This window comes from Janibacter sp. Y6 (genome assembly GCF_040900765.1).
GTDB classification, from domain to species: domain Bacteria; phylum Actinomycetota; class Actinomycetes; order Actinomycetales; family Dermatophilaceae; genus Marihabitans; species Marihabitans melonis.
On record NZ_JAKLYZ010000001.1, the window covers coordinates 35,715 to 52,769 of the forward strand.

At 73.8% G+C, this 17,055-nt stretch carries 17 protein-coding genes; 10 read left to right on the plus strand and 7 right to left on the minus strand.

The window, feature by feature from the left end:
* Positions 1–5 precede the first annotated feature (5 nt).
* Genes L6241_RS00170 through aroB form a run of 4 tightly spaced genes read left to right on the plus strand, consistent with a single transcriptional unit; the run spans position 6 to position 3,764 of the window.
* On the plus strand, positions 6–872 hold the full coding sequence (locus tag L6241_RS00170) for a shikimate dehydrogenase (RefSeq protein ID WP_368244305.1): 867 nt from the start codon (positions 6–8) through the stop codon (positions 870–872).
* A gap of 47 nt (positions 873–919) precedes the next feature.
* Entirely contained in the window at positions 920–2,161 is a 1,242-nt protein-coding gene (aroC, locus tag L6241_RS00175; protein ID WP_368244306.1) for a chorismate synthase, read from the plus strand.
* Positions 2,158–2,697, plus strand: coding sequence for a shikimate kinase (locus tag L6241_RS00180; RefSeq protein WP_368244308.1), 540 nt, complete (start codon positions 2,158–2,160; stop codon positions 2,695–2,697). Before aroC ends, L6241_RS00180 begins: the two co-directional genes overlap by 4 nt.
* Positions 2,694–3,764: a 3-dehydroquinate synthase gene (gene aroB, locus L6241_RS00185; RefSeq protein WP_368244309.1), complete on the plus strand. Its 1,071-nt coding sequence runs from the start codon at positions 2,694–2,696 to the stop codon at positions 3,762–3,764. The genes L6241_RS00180 and aroB overlap by 4 nt, the downstream gene beginning before the upstream one ends.
* Positions 3,765–3,766: 2 nt before the next feature.
* Here aroB and L6241_RS00190 read toward each other — a convergent pair whose 3' ends face one another.
* Both L6241_RS00190 and L6241_RS00195 read right to left on the minus strand, forming a co-directional pair.
* Positions 3,767–4,438, minus strand: a complete 672-nt coding sequence (locus L6241_RS00190; RefSeq protein WP_191563668.1) for a response regulator transcription factor — start codon at positions 4,436–4,438, stop codon at positions 3,767–3,769.
* Entirely contained in the window at positions 4,435–5,664 is a 1,230-nt protein-coding gene (locus tag L6241_RS00195) for a sensor histidine kinase (protein ID WP_368244310.1), read from the minus strand. The genes L6241_RS00190 and L6241_RS00195 overlap by 4 nt, the downstream gene beginning before the upstream one ends.
* Positions 5,665–5,805: 141 nt before the next feature.
* Between L6241_RS00195 and L6241_RS00200 the strand changes: the two genes are divergently transcribed.
* Both L6241_RS00200 and L6241_RS00205 read left to right on the plus strand, forming a co-directional pair.
* On the plus strand, positions 5,806–6,732 hold the full coding sequence (locus L6241_RS00200) for an ABC transporter ATP-binding protein (protein ID WP_368244311.1): 927 nt from the start codon (positions 5,806–5,808) through the stop codon (positions 6,730–6,732).
* Positions 6,729–7,451: an ABC transporter permease gene (locus tag L6241_RS00205; protein WP_191563642.1), complete on the plus strand. Its 723-nt coding sequence runs from the start codon at positions 6,729–6,731 to the stop codon at positions 7,449–7,451. The genes L6241_RS00200 and L6241_RS00205 overlap by 4 nt, the downstream gene beginning before the upstream one ends.
* Positions 7,452–7,574: 123 nt before the next feature.
* Here L6241_RS00205 and L6241_RS00210 read toward each other — a convergent pair whose 3' ends face one another.
* The gene (locus L6241_RS00210; protein WP_368244312.1) at positions 7,575–9,158 is read right to left on the minus strand and encodes a glutamate synthase-related protein; all 1,584 of its coding nucleotides are present in this window, start codon (positions 9,156–9,158) and stop codon (positions 7,575–7,577) included.
* A 75-nt stretch (positions 9,159–9,233) separates the two neighbouring features.
* Between L6241_RS00210 and L6241_RS00215 the strand changes: the two genes are divergently transcribed.
* The 4 genes from L6241_RS00215 to L6241_RS00230 all read left to right on the plus strand — a co-directional run bounded on the left by L6241_RS00215 (position 9,234) and on the right by L6241_RS00230 (position 13,236).
* Positions 9,234–10,475 carry a lipase family protein gene (locus L6241_RS00215; protein WP_368244313.1) on the plus strand — a complete coding sequence of 414 codons (1,242 nt, stop codon included), beginning with the start codon at positions 9,234–9,236 and terminating at the stop codon, positions 10,473–10,475.
* 128 nt (positions 10,476–10,603) lie between these two features.
* Positions 10,604–11,164: an elongation factor P gene (gene efp, locus L6241_RS00220; RefSeq protein WP_068276228.1), complete on the plus strand. Its 561-nt coding sequence runs from the start codon at positions 10,604–10,606 to the stop codon at positions 11,162–11,164.
* Complete coding sequence (nusB, locus tag L6241_RS00225) at positions 11,165–11,578, plus strand: transcription antitermination factor NusB (protein WP_201466672.1); 414 nt, start codon at positions 11,165–11,167, stop codon at positions 11,576–11,578.
* Positions 11,579–11,709: 131 nt separating this feature from the next.
* Positions 11,710–13,236, plus strand: a complete 1,527-nt coding sequence (locus L6241_RS00230; protein WP_368244314.1) for an AI-2E family transporter — start codon at positions 11,710–11,712, stop codon at positions 13,234–13,236.
* 35 nt (positions 13,237–13,271) lie between these two features.
* On the opposite strand, the gene L6241_RS00235 is transcribed toward L6241_RS00230, so the two are convergent.
* The 4 genes from L6241_RS00235 to L6241_RS00250 all read right to left on the minus strand — a co-directional run bounded on the left by L6241_RS00235 (position 13,272) and on the right by L6241_RS00250 (position 16,973).
* Positions 13,272–14,120 carry a MetQ/NlpA family ABC transporter substrate-binding protein gene (locus L6241_RS00235; RefSeq protein WP_068276219.1) on the minus strand — a complete coding sequence of 283 codons (849 nt, stop codon included), beginning with the start codon at positions 14,118–14,120 and terminating at the stop codon, positions 13,272–13,274.
* An 85-nt stretch (positions 14,121–14,205) separates the two neighbouring features.
* Positions 14,206–14,907 carry a methionine ABC transporter permease gene (locus L6241_RS00240; RefSeq protein ID WP_068276216.1) on the minus strand — a complete coding sequence of 234 codons (702 nt, stop codon included), beginning with the start codon at positions 14,905–14,907 and terminating at the stop codon, positions 14,206–14,208.
* A complete protein-coding gene (locus L6241_RS00245) occupies positions 14,904–15,902 on the minus strand; it encodes a methionine ABC transporter ATP-binding protein (protein ID WP_368244315.1) in 999 nt (332 codons plus the stop codon). Before L6241_RS00245 ends, L6241_RS00240 begins: the two co-directional genes overlap by 4 nt.
* Positions 15,903–16,016: 114 nt before the next feature.
* Positions 16,017–16,973 (minus strand): pirin family protein, encoded by a 957-nt coding sequence (locus L6241_RS00250; protein ID WP_251720245.1) that lies wholly within the window; start codon positions 16,971–16,973, stop codon positions 16,017–16,019.
* Between the last annotated feature and the right edge of the window lie 82 nt (positions 16,974–17,055).

Sequence of the window (17,055 nt, forward strand, 5' to 3'; positions counted from 1 at the left end):
AGCCGGTGACGCGGCGCGCGGCGGTCCTCGGCTCGCCGGTCTCGCACTCGCTCTCACCGGCGCTGCACCACGCGGCCTACGCGGCGCTCGGCCTCGACGACTGGGCCTACGAGCGGCACGAGGTCGACGAAGGGGGGCTCGCCCCCTTCGTCGCGAGCCTCGACCCGTCGTGGGCCGGGCTGAGCCTGACGATGCCGCTCAAGGTCGCCGCCTTCGACGTCGCGGCCGAGGTGAGCCCGCTCGCCCGGGCTACCGGCGCGATCAACACCCTCGTGCGCACCCAGACCGGGTGGTCCGGTGACAACACCGACGTGCACGGCGTCCTCGCCGCGCTGCGCGAAGGGGGAGCAGCCGGCGCACGCAGGGCCCGGGTCCTCGGCTCCGGGGCGACCGCTCGCTCGGCCCTCGCCGCGCTGCAGGAGCTCGGCGTGCAGGAGGTCATGGTCGCCGCCCGCGACGAGATGAAGGCCCAGCAGCTCGTCGACAGCATGGATCTGAGCATCGACGTCACGACCTATGACCTCGCCGTCTGGGTCTACGACTGGCCGCCGGCCGACGTCGTCGTGAGCACGCTGCCCGGGGGACCGGCGAACGAGGCGGCCGCGTCTGTCGTCACGGGGGCCGGCCGGGGTCACATGCGCCGCGGCCGGGTCAGCGAGATCGCCGACGGCGTCCTCCTCGACGTCGTCTACGCCGACTGGCCGACCCCCCTCGCCCGGGCGGCGGCGCGGGGAGGAGCCACGGTCGTGTCCGGCACCCGCATGCTCCTGCACCAGGCCGCCCGCCAGGTCGAGCTCATGACCGGCCGGTCCGTCGACGACGACGTGCTCGCCGCGATGGCGGCCGCGCTGCCCCCGCTGCCCCCCACCTGACGGACACGTGCGCGGGGCACCCCGTACCGGGTGCGAGGATTGGGCCCATGCTGCGTTGGTTGACCGCTGGTGAGTCGCACGGGCAGGCGCTCGTCGCGACCCTCGAAGGACTGCCCGCCGGCGTCGAGGTGACCACCTCCGACGTCGCCGGTGCGCTCGCCCGTCGACGCCTGGGCTACGGCCGGGGCGCGCGGATGACGTTCGAGCAGGACGAGGTGACCTTCCTCGGCGGCGTGCGCCACGGGTCGAGCATCGGCTCCCCGGTCGCCGTGATGATCGGCAACACCGAGTGGCCCAAGTGGCAGACGGTGATGAGCGCCGACCCGGTCGCGGCCGACGCCCTCGCCGCCTCCGACGACATCGGTGCCGAGAAGGAGATCGCCCGCAACAAGCCGCTGACGCGCCCCCGGCCCGGTCACGCCGATCTCGTGGGGATGCAGAAGTACGGCGTCGACGACGCCCGCACGATCCTCGAGCGCGCGTCCGCCCGCGAGACCGCCGCGCGCGTCGCCCTCGGCGAGATCGCCGAGCGCTTCCTCGAGCAGGCCTACGGCATCCGTCTCGTCGCGCACACCGTCGCCATCGGCGAGGCGTCCGTGCCCCAGGACGCCGACCTGCCGACCCCCGACGACACGGCCGCGCTCGACGCGAGCCCCGTCCGCTCGCTCTCGCGCCCCGGCACCGACGCGATGGTCGCCGAGATCGAGGCGGCCAAGAAGGACGGCGACACGCTCGGCGGTGTCGTCGAGGTCCTCGCCTACGGCCTGCCGCCGGGCCTGGGCAGCCACGTCCACTGGGACCGCCGTCTCGACGCGCGGCTGGCCTCCGCCCTCATGGGCATCCAGGCGATCAAGGGCGTCGAGGTCGGCGACGGCTTCACGACCGCCCGTCGCCGCGGCTCGGCGGCGCACGACGAGATCGTGCGCGGCGAGGACGGCGTCATCCGTCGCCGGACCGGCCGTGCAGGCGGGACCGAAGGGGGCATGAGCACCGGCGAGGAGCTGCGCGTGCGGGCCGCGATGAAGCCGATCAGCACCGTGCCCCGCGCGCTGCAGACCGTCGACGTCACCTCCGGCGACTCCGCGACGGCGATCCACCAGCGCTCCGACGTGTGCGCCGTGCCCGCCGCCGGCGTCGTCGCCCAGGCGATGGTCGCCCTCGTCCTCGCCCAGGCCTGCCTGGAGAAGTTCGGCGGCGACTCGCTCGCCGAGACCTCGCGCAACCACCGCGCCTACCTCGACTCGATCCCCGAGCGCATGCGCTCGTGGGACGAGCAGGACGCGCTGTGAGCACCGTGAGCACGGCCCCGCTCGTCGTCCTCGTCGGCCCTCCCGGGGTCGGCAAGTCCACCGTCGCCGCGCTGCTCGCCGAGCGCGTCGGCGCCCCGCTGCGCGACAGCGACGCCGACGTCGAGGCGGCAGCGGGCCGCCCGATCGCCGACATCTTCGTCGAGGAGGGCGAGGAGTACTTCCGCGGTCTCGAGACCGCTGCGGCCGCCGCGGCCCTCGCCGAGCCCGGCGCCGTCGTCTGCCTCGGGGGAGGGGCGGTCATGACCCCGGCGGTCGACGAGGCCGTCTCCGCCGCCGCGTCGGCCGGTGCGCGGGTCGTCATGCTCGACGTCGGCATCGCCGACGCCGCGCGGCGCATCGGCCTCAACCAGTCGCGTCCGCTCCTCGCCATCAACCCCCGCGCCTCCTGGATCGCCATGATGGAGACGCGTCGACCCACGTACGAGCGGCTGGCGACCGATGTCGTCGACACCGCCGGCCGCGACGTCGACAGCGTCGTCGCCGAGGTCGAGGCCCTCGTGCGAGACGCGTCGTGAGCGTCACGACGATCCCTGTCGGCCAGGACTACGACGTCCTCGTCGGCCACGGCGTGAGCGACCAGGTCGCCGGCCTCGTGCCGAAGGGGGCGCAGCGCGCCCTCGTCGTCCACCCGGAGCCGCTCGCCGAGCTCGCCGGACCGGTGATCTCCTCCCTTCGCTCCCTCGGGCTCGAGGTGCTGCCCGCCGCCGTCCCGGACGCGGAGGCGGCCAAGGACATCTCCGTGGCGGCTCGGCTGTGGTCGCTCATGGGCGAGGCCGAGATGACCCGGACCGACGTCGTCGTCGGCGTCGGCGGCGGCAGCGTCACGGACCTCGCCGGCTTCGTCGCCGCCACGTGGCTGCGCGGCGTGCCGGTGATCCACGTGCCGACGACGGTGCTGGGGATGGTCGACGCCGCCGTCGGCGGCAAGACCGGGGTCAACACCCCGGAGGGCAAGAACCTCGTCGGCGCCTTCCACCTGCCCGTGGGGGTCCTGTGCGACCTCGACACCCTGCGCACCCTGCCGCCGGCCGACCTGCGGGCCGGTCTGGCCGAGGCGGTCAAGGGCGGATTCATCGCTGACCCTCGCATCCTCGAGCTCGTCGAGGCCGACCCGGCCGACGTCGTCGACCCGGGCTCCGCGCGCCTGCGCGAGGTCGTCGAGCGCAAGATCGCGGTCAAGGCGCAGGTCGTCGCCGCGGACCTGCGGGAGTCGCACCTGCGCGAGATCCTCAACTACGGGCACACCCTCGGCCACGCGATCGAGCACCACGAGCACTACCGGATGCGCCACGGCGAGGCCGTGGCCGTCGGCATGGTCTTCGCCGCCGAGCTCGCCCACCGCAGCGGTCTGCTCGACGCCGCGGTGCTCGCGCGTCACCGCGACGTGCTCACCTCGCTCGACCTGCCGACCGGGTACGACGGGGCGACCTTCGACGAGCTGCACGCAGCGATGCGGCGCGACAAGAAGACGCGGGGAGCGACCCTGCGCTTCGTCGTCCTCGACGCGCTCGCGAGCCCGACGCGTCTCGAGGGGCCCTCCGAGCAGCTGCTGCGCGAGGCCTACGCCGCGATCTCCGGCTGACCTCAGACCCGGTCGTCGCCGGCGTCGCGGACGACGAGCGCGACCTGCACGCGGTTCTCGACGTCGAGCTTGGTGAAGATCCGCCCGACGTGCGACTTCACGGTGGGCACGGAGAGGTAGAGCTGCTGCGAGATCTCGGTGTTCGACAGTCCCCGCGCGACCGCGCGGGCCACGTCGAGCTCGCGCTCGGTGAGCCGGCCCAGCTGCTCGCGGGCCCGGTCGCGCACCGGGCCCTGCCCCTCGCCGTCGGTCACCGCCGCGATGAGCTGGGCCGTGACCGTGGGCGAGAGGGTGGGCTCGCCCCGCGCGACGGAGTGGATCGCGGCGACGAGCGCGTCGGGGCGGGTGTCCTTGAGCAGGAAGCCGGCCGCCCCGACCTGCAGCGCCCGCAGGACGAGGTCGTCGGCGTCGAAGGTCGTGAGGACGAGCACCCGCGGCGGACGAGGTCGGGCGAGCAGGGCCTGCGTCGCCGCGATGCCGTCCATCCGCGGCATGCGGATGTCCATGAGCACGACGTCGGGCTCGTGCCGGGGCACGACCTCGAGCGCCTCGAGCCCGTCGGCGGCCTCGGCGACGACCTCGACGCCCTGGCTGCCTCCGACCATGAGGGTGAGACCGGCGCGCACGAGCGGGTCGTCGTCGACGACGACGACGCGGACCACCTCGCCGCTCATGCCGGCCACGGCAGCCGGACCTCGAGGGCGAAGCCCCCGCCGGGCCGGGCGCCCGCGCGGGCGCTGCCGCCGAGCAGCTCGGCCCGCTCGCGGATGCCGAGCAGGCCCAGGCCCGAGGGGGTGCCGGACGGGGGAGGGCTCGCCGGGGCGATGTTGACGACGCTCACGAGGACATCCTCCCCGGGCGTGACGTCGACGCGCGCGACGGTCGGCGCGCCGGGGGCGTGCTTGCGCACGTTCGTCAGCCCCTCCTGCACGACGCGGTAGGCGGCCCGCGAGACCTCCTCGGGCACCTGGGCGACGAAGGGGTCGTCGTGCGCCCGTCCGCCGAGGGGGAGCACGAGGTCGACCGGGCCGTGCTCGCGCGCGTCGGCGACGAGCGCGTCAAGGACTGCGAGGGTCGGCTGCGGCGGCTCCTTCTCGGCGGCCCCGACACCGGGGTCGCCCTCGCGGAGCACCCCGAGCACGGATCGCAGGTCGCGCATCGCGGCGCGCGAGCCGTCCTCGATGACGCGGGCGGCGTCCCTCACCTGGTCGGGCGTGAGGTCGGTGCGCGAGGCGAGGGCGCCGGCGTGCATCGTCACGACGGAGATGCGGTGGGCGAGCACGTCGTGCATCTCGCGGGCGATCCGGTTGCGCTCGCCCGTGCGGGCCTGCTCCTCGCGGGCGTGCTGGGCGCGCTCGGCGGCCTCGGCCCGGGCGAGCAGCGAGCCGACGAGCTCGCGGCGCGCGCCGATGTAGTAGCCGATGGCGACGAAGAGCGCGGTGATGACGAGGCTGAGCGCCACGTAGACGAGCAGCGGCATGCCGAGCTCGGTGCTGCTGAAGAAGGCCTCGAAGACGAAGGTCGCCAGACCCGTGGGCGCGAGGACGACGACGACCTCGCGCCACCGGCGCCGGGTCGCCAGCGACATGAGCGCGAGCATCGCGGGACCGGCGGCGACGGTGGAGAAGACCGAGACGACGGAGAGCACGAGCGCGACGGCGACGGGCCACCGCCGGCGGAAGAGGACGAGCGGCGCGGTGACCAGGCCGACGACGAGGTCGACCCAGAGCCGGGCGTCGTTCGCGGGGTCCCACGTCCAGGTCCCGTCGGGGAGGGTGCGGCCGAGCTCGCTGACCTGGATCGCGAAGAGGACGAGCGAGGTGATGCCGACGACGGCCAGGCGCCACGTGTGGCCCCACCACGAGATGCGGGGATGCTGGACGGGCGCGGGTCTGGGCACGCGACCAACCCTAGGCAGCCACGACCGTCCGCGGCAGCGACCCAGGACTCGGGGCGGGCCGCGCGGGCCATACCCAGGTATGACACAGGGTCATCCGTCCGGCCGATGCGCCGGGGGAGGACGGCGGGCGAGGGTGGAGCCATGATCCAGATCGAGCACCTCACGAAACGCTACGGCTCCTTCACCGCCGTCGACGACGTCTCCTTCACCGTCGAGCCCGGCAGGGTCGTCGGCTTCCTCGGCCCGAACGGCGCGGGCAAGTCCACGGCGATGCGCATGCTCGTCGGGCTCACGCCCGCCACCTCGGGCCGGGCGCTCGTCCACGGCCGGCCCTACCGGCTGCTCGAGCAGCCCGGACGCCACGTCGGCGTCATGCTCGACGCCTCCGCCCAGCACCCCGGCCGCACCGGCCGCGAGGTCATCCGTCTCGCCGCGATCCAGATGGGCGCGCGCCGCGGACGGGTCGACGAGGTGCTCGACCTCGTCGGGCTCACGCCGAAGGAGTCCTCGCGCCGGGTGCGCAACTACTCGCTCGGGATGCGTCAGCGTCTCGGGCTGGCCGCGGCCCTCGTCGGCGAGCCCGAGGTGCTCGTCCTCGACGAGCCGGCCAACGGCCTGGACCCGCAGGGCATCCACTGGATGCGCACGCTGCTGCGCGACTTCGCCGACGACGGCGGGACCGTGCTGCTCTCCTCGCACCTGCTCCACGAGGTGCAGGTCATCGCCGACGAGCTCGTGATGATCGGCCACGGCCGGGTCGTCGCCCAGGGCTCGGTCGAGGAGCTGCTCAGCGGGCGCGGGAGCCGGGTGCGCTCGGCCGACGACGACGCTCTCGCCGCTGCCCTGCGCGAGCAGGGTCTCGAGGTCACCGCAGCCGCAGGGGGGCTGCAGGTGGCCGGCGAGAGCGAGGTCGTCGGACGGGTGGCCCTGGCGGCGGGGGTGCCGCTCGTGTCCCTGGCCGCGGCGAGCGAAGGGGCGCTCGAGGAGATCTTCCTCGAGCTCACCTCGGCGCAGGCCCGCTCCGGGCACGACCAGGCGGCCCAGGACCGGGCGGAGGTGGCGGCATGAGCGCCCTCGCCACGACCACGTACGTCGAGCTGCGCAAGATGGTCGACACCCGGGCGGGCCGCTGGCTGCTCGTCGTCATGGCCGCCGTCGGCGGGGCGGCCGTCGCCGCCGTCGCGATCTGGGGCGATGCGCAGGAGCAGAGCCTGCAGACCTACCTCTCCTTCGCAGCCCTGCCGCTCGCCCTGCTCCTGCCCGTCCTCGGCATCATGTCCGCGACCCAGGAGTGGACGCAGCGCACGGGTCTGGTGACCTTCACCCTCGAGCCGCGGCGCGGCCGGGTGGTCCTCGCGAAGTCGCTCGCCGCGCTCGTCCTCGGCGTCGTCGTCCTCGCCGCCGCCGCGCTCGCCTGCGCGGTCGCGACGCTCTTCTCGACCAGCCCGCAGGCGTGGGACCTGCCGGGGGCGATGGCCGGCGGGGTGGTCCTCGCCATGGGGATCTACCTGCTGCAGGGGCTCGCCTTCGGCATGGTCTTCCTCAGCACGCCGCTGGCGATCGTCGCCTCCTTCGTCCTGCCCACCGTGTGGACGATCGTCTCGACGCTCGACGAGCGCTTCGAGACCGCGGCGAGCTGGCTCGACCTCAGCCGGGTCACGGAGCCGCTGCTCGCCGGGCAGATGGCCGGTGACGACTGGGGGCGTCTGGCCACCTCGAGCCTGCTGTGGCTGGGTCTGCCGATGGCGCTCGGCACGTGGCGGGTCCTCACCCGCGAGGTGAAGTAGGAGCCGGCCCGGCGCGTCGAACCACCCGTGCGCCCGTCGTCCACAGGGGGACGGCGGGCGCACGGGTCTGCCGATGGGGTCTGCCGACGGGAGTCTGCGCGGGGTGCCCGTCGCGGCGCCAGGTCAGGAGGTCGGGGCGTCCTGGGGCCGGCGCTCCTCGGGCTCGACGAGGCCGCGCATGAGGTCGACGACCTCGTCGGTCAGGTCCGGCCCGAGCGAGCCCCACCCGTGCTCGTAGCCGTAGATCTCGCGCAGCGGCACACCCGTGCGCGCCTCGCTGACGAGCTCGATGTCGTCGGCGTCGACGAGCCCCGGGTGCCACACGCCGACGGCCTCGGAGACCTTGAGCAGGTCGCGGCGCAGGGTGTTGAGATAGCTCGCGAGACGCACGGCCTTGAGCTGCGGGTCGAGGCCGTGCGCCAGCCACGGCGACTGGGTCGCCACCCCGGTGGGGCAGTGGTCGGTGTGGCACTTCTGCGCCTGGATGCACCCGATCGACAGCATCGCCTCGCGCGCGACGTGGAGCACGTCGCACCCCATCGCCATCGCGACCATCGCGTTGTCGGGCAGGCCGAGCTTGCCGGCGCCGATGAAGGTCACGTCGTCGGCGAGCCCGGCCCGCGCGAAGGTCGCGTAGACGCGGGCGAAGCCGAGGCGGAAGGGCAGGGCGACGCTGTCGGTGAAGATCAGCGGGGCCGCGCCGGTCCCCCCTTCGCCCCCGTCGACGGTGACGAAGTCGACCCCGCGCTGCCGGTCGACCATCGCCTCGGCGAGCTGCTCCCAGAAGACGAGGTCGCCGACGGCGGACTTGATGCCGACGGGCAGCCCGGTGCGCTCGGCGATCTGCTCGACGACGTCGAGCATCGAGTCGACGTCGCTGAAGGCGGTGTGCCGCGACGGGCTCGCGCAGTCCTGCCCGAGGGGGATCCCGCGGATCTGCGAGATCTCCGGCGTGATCTTCGCCGCGGGCAGCATGCCGCCCAGCCCCGGCTTGGCACCCTGGCTCAGCTTGATCTCGACGGCGCGCACCGGAGCCGAGGCGCACAGCTCGACGAGCCGCTCGATGTCGAAGCGGCCGTGCTCGTCACGGCACCCGAAGTACGCGGTGCCGACCTGGAACATGAGGTCGCCGCCCTGGCGGTGGTGGTCCGACAGGCCCCCCTCGCCGGTGTTCTGATAGGCGCCGGCGAGGGCGACCCCGTGGTTGAGGGCCTGGATCGCAGGACCGGACAGGGAGCCGAAGCTCATCCCCGAGACGTTGACGACCGACTCCGGGCGGAAGGCGTGCCGCCGGCCCCGCGGCCGGCCGATGACCTTGGCGGCCGGGAGGCGTACGAGGTCGTCGTGCTGTCCCTTCGCCCCGTGCGCGAGCGCGGAGGAGGGGGCGACGTCGGAGAAGGTCCGGTGCTTGATGATGACGTAGGACTCGCCGCGCTCGACGTCGTTGTCGGTCCCGAAGCCGGTGTAGTTGTTCTCGAGCTTGCTGCTCGCGTAGACCCACGAGCGCTGGTCGCGGCTGAAGGGCCGCTCCTCGTCGTTGCTCGTGACGATGTACTGGCGCAGCTCGGGGCCGACGCGCTCGAGGGCGTAGCGCAGGTTGCCCACGACGGGGTAGTTGCGCCGGATCGCATGGGTGCGCTGGGTGAGGTCGCGGGCGGCGACCGCGGCCACCGCGCCCAGACCGGCCCACAGGGGAGTGCGTGACATGCCCGCAGTCTGCCCCTGCGCAGGTGCGCGTGGGACGATGCGCCGGTCCATCTCCACGACGAGAGGCAGCCGACGGTGAGCCCGACCCCCGATCGTCCTGCGCGCACCCGCGTCCTGCTCGCGGCGCTGCTCGCCGTGGCCCTGCTCGCGGGCGCCGCCGGCTGGTGGGTCGCGCGCGACGACGGCTCTGCCGCCGACGTCGCGACCGGGCTCTCGGGAGCACCGGCCGGCGCGGACTTCTACCGCGCCGGCGCGCAGGAGATCCGCGACGGCGAGCACGGCAGCCTCATCTGGTCGCGGGAGGAGACCGGGACCGGCCTCGAGGGGGCCCGCACCCACCTCGTCCTCTACCGCTCGGTGGGGGCGAAGGGGGAGCCCGTCGCGGTCTCCGGGACCGTCACCCTGCCGCCCGGCGAGCCGCCGGAGGGAGGCTGGCCGGTCATCTCGTGGGGGCACGGCACGACGGGGACGGCCGACACGTGCGCGCCCTCGCTCACCACGCTGCAGGGCCAGGCCCGCTTCTACACGAGCCTGACGCAGCGGGTGCTCGACACCTACCTCCAGCGCGGCTACGTCGTCGTCGCGAGCGACTACGAGGGGCTGGGCACGCCCGGTCCGCACCCCTACCTGCTCGGCGAGAGCGCGGGTCGGGCGATGACCGACATCGTCAGCGCCGCGCGCGAGCTCGACGACCAGGTCTCCGGCACGTGGCTGGCGGCCGGGCACTCGCAGGGCGGCCAGGCGGCGCTCTTCACCGCGCAGTCCGTCGACGGGTACGCCCCCGACCTCGACCTGCAGGGCATCGCCGCGATCGCGCCGCCCTCGCAGCTGCGCCGGGCCCTCACGACCTCGATCCGGGACGACCTCGACCGCTCGACCTTCCTCGGCCCGCTGCTCTCCTCCGCCGCCGCGGTCGCGGGGGTGCCGCGCGACCGGGTCTTCAGCGCCCGGGGTGTCGCCCTGCTGCCCCAGCTCGAGGACCGGTGCCTCGAGGGGCTGTCCGCGCAGGACTCCTTCGGCGGCGTGCGCACGGGCGACCTCGTCCGGCCGGGCGTCGATCTCACGCCGGTGGAGCGGGTCGTCGCCGACAACGACGCGAGCGCGCTCACCCCCGAGGTGCCCGTCCTCGTCGTCCAGGGCACGGCCGACACGACGGTGCCGGTGATCCTCACCGACGCCCTCGCCCGGCAGTGGCGAGCAGACGACGTCGACCTCACCTACCGTCGCGTCGCCGGCAAGGGGCACGTCGACGTGCTCGAGGACGCCCGCACCTCCGTCGACCGCTGGCTCGAGCAGACGGCCCCCGCCCTGCCCTGACCCCCGCACGCCCCGCCCGTCCCTCGCCCCACGCGGTCGGGGCCCGGGCCCGCAGCCGATAGGATGCACGACGTCCCGTGCGCGGGGGCTCCTCCCGCGCGACCCCGAGCACGAAGGCGCATCCCCACGTGGCTAGCACGAACGACCTGAAGAACGGCATGGTCCTCCGCATCGACAACCAGCTCTGGTCGGTGGTGGAGTTCCAGCACGTCAAGCCCGGCAAGGGCCCGGCCTTCGTCCGCACGAAGCTGAAGTCCGTCACCACCGGCAAGGTCGTCGACAAGACCTTCAACGCCGGCACGAAGGTCGAGACGGCCAACGTCGACAAGCGCACGATGCAGTACCTGTACAACGACGGCACCGACTACGTCTTCATGGACCCGGACACCTACGACCAGATCCCGGTCCCGCCCGAGACCGTCGGCGACGCCGCGAAGTACATGCTCGAGAACCAGGAGGCGGTCGTCGCCCGCCACGACGGCTCGGTGCTCTTCATCGAGCTGCCCGCCTCGGTCGTCCTCGAGATCACCTACACCGAGCCGGGCCTGCAGGGCGACCGCTCCACCGGTGGGACCAAGCCGGCGACCGTCGAGACCGGCGCCGAGATCGCGGTCCCGCTCTTCGTCGAGCAGGGCACGAAGATCAAGGTCGACACCCGCGACGGCAGCTACCTCGGCCGCGTGAGCTGAGTGGCGGCTCGCACCAAGGCCCGCAAGCGCGCGCTCGACCTGCTCTTCGAGGCCGAGTCGCGTGGCCTCAACGTCTCGACCCTGCTCTCGCAGCGGGTCGAGGCGCCGGTGACCGAGCACCCGCTGCCCGACTACACCCGTGAGCTCGTCGAGGGCGTCGTCGCGCACTGGAAGGACATCGACGAGCTGCTGTCGACGTACAGCCAGGGCTGGAGCGTCGAGCGCATGCCCGACGTCGACCGCGCGATCCTGCGCATCGGCACCTTCGAGGTGCTGTGGTCGGCGGACGTCCCGGAGTCGGTGGCGATCGCCGAGGCCAAGGCGCTCGCGACCGAGCTGAGCACCGACGAGTCGCCGCGCTTCGTGCACGGCCTGCTCGCCCGGATCGCCGAGGTCAAGCCGACCCTCATCTGAGCCGGCGTACCCCCTCACGGGGTCTCGCCAGCCCTGCCGCAGGCCGCGCCCGACGATCCGGGCGCGGCCTGCGGCGCGTCCCGGCACCGCGCTGGCGCATGCTGGACCTACCGACCCGACGAGGAGCACGCATGGGAGCCCACCGGGCCACCGAGCACGACGGTGACGACGTCACCGAGATCACGCCCGACGACGAGACCCGCCGCAACCCCGGGGCACCGGATCTCGCCGCCGACACCGCGGTCGCGGCGACGGCTGGGGAGCGGACCCGCTCGATGGCCGCGCCCGGCACCGAGCGCGCGCCCCTGCCGGGCATGGAGGACACGACCAACCGCGGCGTCGACCGCGGGGTGATCATCGGCCAGGGGCTCGCAGCCCTCGCCCGCTGGTCCGTGCGGGGCATCGTCGTCGTCCTCGCGCTCGCCGGCTTCCTCTACCTGCTCGGCCGGGTGTGGGTGGGGGTCTTCCCGCTCGTCCTCGCGCTGCTCGTCACGACCGTCCTGTGGCCCCCGACCGCCTGGCTGCGCCGGCACGGGGTGCCGGCGGCGCTGTCGGCCATCATCGTGCTCCTCGGCTCGCTGGCGGTCTTCGCCGGTGTCATCGCGGCCATCGCGCCCTCGCTCGTCGACCAGTCCGGCGAGGTCGCGAGCGCGGCCAGTGGCGGGCTCACCGAGCTGCAGGACCGGCTCGGCGCCCCGCCCTTCAACGTCGACAGCACGACGGTCGACGAGCTGGTCTCGCAGGCCCAGGAGTGGCTGCGGGCCCGCTCGGGCGACATCGCGTCCGGTGTCTTCACCGGGGTGAGCGTCGTCGGCAACGCCCTCGTCACCCTGGCGCTCGTCCTCGTCCTCGTCTTCTTCTTCCTCAAGGACGGGCCGAACTTCCTCCCCTTCGTGCGCCGCGTCTCCGGCCGTACCGCCGGGCGCCACCTCACCGAGGTCTCGGTCCGGTCGTGGAACACCCTGAGCGGCTTCATCCGCACCCAGGCCATCGTGTCTGCGGTCGACGCCGTGCTCATCGCCACGGGGCTCGTCGTCATGCAGGTGCCGCTCGCCTTCGCGCTGGCCGTCCTCACCTTCTTCGGCGGCTTCGTGCCGATCATCGGTGCGGTGACCGCGGGCGCGCTCGCCGTCCTCGTCGCGCTCGTCTCGCAGGGCCTGACGACCGCGCTCGTCGTGCTCGCCATCGTCCTGGCCGTCCAGCAGCTCGAGGGCAACGTCCTGCAGCCGCTGCTCCAGGGTCGCTCGATGCAGCTGCACGCCGGCGTCATCCTCCTGGCGGTCGCCGCGGGCAGCACCCTCTTCGGCATCGTCGGGGCCTTCCTCGCCGTGCCCGTGATCGCGACCGTCGCGGTCGTCATGCGCTACATCAGCGAGCAGGTCGACCTGCGCACCGGCGACCTGCATGCCGACGAGGTGCCCGTGGCGACCAAGGACGGAGAGATCTCCGCGCGGCAGGGCGAGCTCGCCGCCGCGGGCTACGTCGACCAGCCCGACGCGACGACCCTCGCCGAGGAGCTCACGGCAGCGCGTGAGGCCCAGGACGAGGGTCGTCGAGGTCGGTCGGGCGTCGGCTCGCGGCTGGCCCGCACCGTGCGCTCGGCCCGCCAGGCCTGGCGCGAGGACGAGGGCCGTGCGGGGTCCGGCGCGAGCAGCTAGCGGCTGAGGAGGCCGCGAGCTCAGCAGACCGGAGCTCAGTAGGCCGGGAGCACCGAGCCGTCGGACCAGGTGTCCTCGATGTACTTCTTCACCTCGGGGGAGTGCAGCAGGGTGTCGAGCTCCTTGAGGGCCGGGTTGTCCTCCTGGCCGGCCTGCACGGTGAGGAAGTTCGCGTAGACGTTGCCCTCGGCCTTCTCGACGAGCAGGGCGTCCTTCGTCGGGCTGAGGTCGGCCTCGATGGCGTAGTTGCCGTTGATGACCGAGGCGTCGAGGTCGTCGAGCGAGCGCACGAGCTGGGCCGGGTCGGTCTGCTTGAACTCGAGGTTCTTCGGGTTCTCGTCGACGTCGTAGAGCGTGGCCGACGTCGCGTCGACCCCGTCCTTGAGCGTGATGAGGTCGGCGTCGGCGAGCAGCTGGAGCGCGCGGCCCTGGTTCGACGGGTCGTTGTTGATGCCGATCTGGGCGCCGTCGGGCAGGTCCTTCACGTCCTCGACCGAGGTGCTGTACAGCGCGAAGGGCTCGTAGTGGATGCCCTCGAAGTGCGCGAAGTCGTAGCCGCGGTCCTTCACCTGCGCCTCGTAGTACGGCAGGTGCTGGAAGTAGTTCGCGTCGAGCGTGCCCTCGGAGAGCTGGACGTTGGGCTGGACGTAGTCGTCGAAGACGGTGATGTCGAGGTCGAGCTTCGCGTCGGGGGCGAGCTCCTCGTCGACGTACTCGAGGATCTTCGCGTGCGGGGTCGAGCTCGCGCCGACGGTGAGCGTCGTGACGCCGTCGGAGCCGGCGGCCGGGCCCTCGGCGTCGTCGCTGCCCGCGCCGCAGGCGCTGAGCGCCAGGGCGGCGCCGGCGGTCAGGGCGAGCAGGCGGGTGGTGCGGGAGGCGGTCATCGTCGTGCCTTTCGAGGAGATGGGTGTGGCGAAGGGGTGGACGCGGCGCTGCGTCCCGGGAGCCCGGCCCGGGGGCCGGGGCAGGTCAGCGGTGGTCGACCCGGCGGGCGAGCGCGTCGCCGAGCATCTGGACGAGCTGGACGAGCACGAGGAGCAGGACGACGCAGGCGATCATCACGTCGGACTCGAAGCGGTTGTAGCCGTACGTCATGGCGACGGCGCCGAGACCACCGGCGCCGATCGCGCCGGCCATCGCGGTGTAGCCGATGAGCGCGATGACGGTCGTCGTCATGCCGGCGACGAGCCCGGGACGGGCCTCGGCGAGGAGCACCTTGCGGGTGAGCTCCCAGCGGGTGGCGCCCATCATCGTCGCGGCCTCGACGGTCCCGCCGCTCACCTCGCGCAGAGAGGTCTCGACGAGCCGGGCGTAGAAGGGGATGGCCCCGATCGTCAGCGGCACGCACGCCGCCTGCCAGCCCACGGTGGTCCCGACGAGGAGCCGGGTGAGCGGGATGATCGAGATCATGAGGATGAGGAAGGGCAACGAGCGGCCGACGTTGACGACCGCGCCGACGGCCCGGTGGACCGCGGGGCTCGGGCTGATCCCGCCCGGCGAGGTCTGGTGGAGCAGCACGCCGACGGGGATGCCGACGAGCGCGGTGAGCAGCGCGGCGACACCGGTCATCGCGAGGGTCTCCCACGTCGCGGTGAGCAGCCCCTCGCGGATGACGGGGTTGTCGAGCCAGCGGCCGTCCTCGAGCGGGACGAGGGCGAGAGCGGGGGTCATGCCCGGGCCTCCTGCAGGGTGCGCTCGGCGAGGTCGCGGTCGCTGCCGACGGGCAGCAGCAGGCGAGCCCGGCCGAGGGTGACGTCGTCGATCGTCTCGATCGTCGCGGCGTGGACGCGCGCGGGCATGCCCGCGGCGCGCAGGGTGGTGAGGGCCTGCTCGAGCTCGTCGGGCCCGCCGTGCCCGAGGGTGACCTCGACGACGCGGTCGGCCTCGTCGGCCGCGGGCACGGGCAGGGGCAGCAGGTCGCGGTGGACCTGGGTGGCGGGATCGGCGGCGAGCGCGGCGATGGGACCGCTCTCGGTGACCCGGCCGTCCTGGAGCACGGTGACGACGTCGCAGATCTCGCGCACGACGGAGGGCTCGTGGGTGATGACGACGACGGTGATGCCGAGCTCGTCGCGCAGGTCGGACAGCAGCGCGAGCACCGAGCGGGTGGTCGCGGAGTCGAGCGCCGAGGTCGGCTCGTCGCAGATGAGGATGTCGGGCCGGGTGGCGAGCGCGCGGGCGATGCCGACGCGCTGCTGCTGCCCGCCGGACAGCTGCGCGGGATAGCTGTCGCCGCGGCCCTCGAGCCCGACGAGCTCGAGCAGCTCGGCGACCCGTGTGGCCCGCTCGGCCGCCGGACGGCCGGCGATCTCGAGGGGGAGGGCGATGTTCTGCGCCGCGGTGCGCGAGGTGAGCAGGTTCGCGTGCTGGAAGACCATGCCGAAGCGCCGGCGGAAGGCGCGCAGCTCACCGCCCCGCAGCCCGGCGACGTCCGTGCCGTCGAGGTCGACGTGACCGGAGGTCGGGGTCTCCAGACCGGTGATCGTGCGGATGAGGGTGGACTTGCCGGCGCCGGAGCGGCCGATGATCCCGTGGATGGAGCCGCGGTCGACGGTGAGGTCGATGTCGTCGAGCGCCCGGACCTCCCCGGCCCGGGTGCGAAAGCTCTTGCTCAGGGACCGCAGCCGCAGCAGCGGCGTCGGGCTCGGCGTGGGTGTCTCGATCACGAGAGACATAATGCGACGTTATGGGTTCCAGAACCAAATCGGGGGTTGACACACTCGCCCGTCCGTGAGCGGACGTCGGGAGGTGCCCGCCGCGCGGCGCTGCGGAGGTGGTGCTCAGGCGGGCAGCCGGCCCCGGCGGTTCCTCGCCCGCAGCCGGACGGGGGGCAGCGGGGGTGCCGGGATGCGCGTGCGCTCGCCGTCGTACCCCGGGACGGTGCCGAACTGCTCCGAGCCCGCCTCGTAGGCCTCGCGGTAGGCGACGACCTCGTCGTGGGTGCGCCCGACGAAGTTCCACCACATGACGACCTCCTCCTCGAAGGGGGTGCCGCCGATGAGGACGAGCCGGGCACCGCTGTCGCCGGCGACGAGACGCACCGAGCGGGGGCCCGGGTCGAGGCAGGCCAGGTCGGCGGGCGTGAGCGCGACCCCGTCGACGCCCACCTCGCCCTCGTCGAGGAGCACGCCGTGCTCGAAGGCGGGGTCGACGGCGAGGTCGAGCGCGGCACCCGGGGCGAGGTCGAGCTGGGCGCCGAGCAGCGGGGTGCTCGTGCGCACGGGGGAGACGTCGACGCCGGGCAGGGTGCCGAGGAAGACGAGCGCCGTGCCGGCGCCGCCGGGCAGCGGGACCGCCTCCGGGGCGTGGTGCTCGAAGCCGCGCCCGCCGTGCCGGTCGGCGTCGGGCAGGGCGACCCAGAGCTGGACGCCGTGGAGGCGCTCCGACTCGTCGGTGCTCACCTCGGAGTGGGCGATGCCGGACCCGGCGGTCATGAGGTTGACCTCGCCGGGCAGGACCCGGGCGCTCACACCGGCGCTGTCGTCGTGCTGCACGACGCCCTCGAAGAGCCAGGACACGGTCTGCAGGCCGGTGTGCGGGTGCGGGGGCACGTCCATGACGCGCTCCCCGGGCCCGACGGGGACCGGGCCGTAGTGGTCGACGAAGCACCACGCCCCGACGAAGGAGCGGTCGCGGTGGGGGAGCGTGCGGCGCACGGTGAGGGCGCGCTGGCCGCCCAGGGGGACCTCGCGGCCCGCGAGCACCTGGACGTGCCCCGTCTCGTCCTCGCCTGCCATGTCCTCAGGGTAGGCCCCGGGCCCGGGCGTCCCTCGATCCGGACCACGTCGTGGGCAGGGCCCCGGACGTCCTAGAGTGGCT

What these genes read in the sequence shown, in the direction of transcription:
- L6241_RS00190 (WP_191563668.1), bottom strand. Translation starts at nt 4,438, where the DNA reads ATGAGCGGCGAGGTGGTCCGCGTCGTCGTCGTCGACGACGACCCGCTC.
- L6241_RS00200 (WP_368244311.1), top strand. Translation starts at nt 5,806, where the DNA reads ATGATCCAGATCGAGCACCTCACGAAACGCTACGGCTCCTTCACCGCC.
- L6241_RS00240 (WP_068276216.1), bottom strand. Translation starts at nt 14,907, where the DNA reads ATGACCCCCGCTCTCGCCCTCGTCCCGCTCGAGGACGGCCGCTGGCTC.
- L6241_RS00205 (WP_191563642.1), top strand. Translation starts at nt 6,729, where the DNA reads ATGAGCGCCCTCGCCACGACCACGTACGTCGAGCTGCGCAAGATGGTC.
- aroC (WP_368244306.1), top strand. Translation starts at nt 920, where the DNA reads ATGCTGCGTTGGTTGACCGCTGGTGAGTCGCACGGGCAGGCGCTCGTC.
- L6241_RS00230 (WP_368244314.1), top strand. Translation starts at nt 11,710, where the DNA reads ATGGGAGCCCACCGGGCCACCGAGCACGACGGTGACGACGTCACCGAG.
- L6241_RS00250 (WP_251720245.1), bottom strand. Translation starts at nt 16,973, where the DNA reads ATGGCAGGCGAGGACGAGACGGGGCACGTCCAGGTGCTCGCGGGCCGC.
- L6241_RS00235 (WP_068276219.1), bottom strand. Translation starts at nt 14,120, where the DNA reads ATGACCGCCTCCCGCACCACCCGCCTGCTCGCCCTGACCGCCGGCGCC.
- L6241_RS00210 (WP_368244312.1), bottom strand. Translation starts at nt 9,158, where the DNA reads ATGTCACGCACTCCCCTGTGGGCCGGTCTGGGCGCGGTGGCCGCGGTC.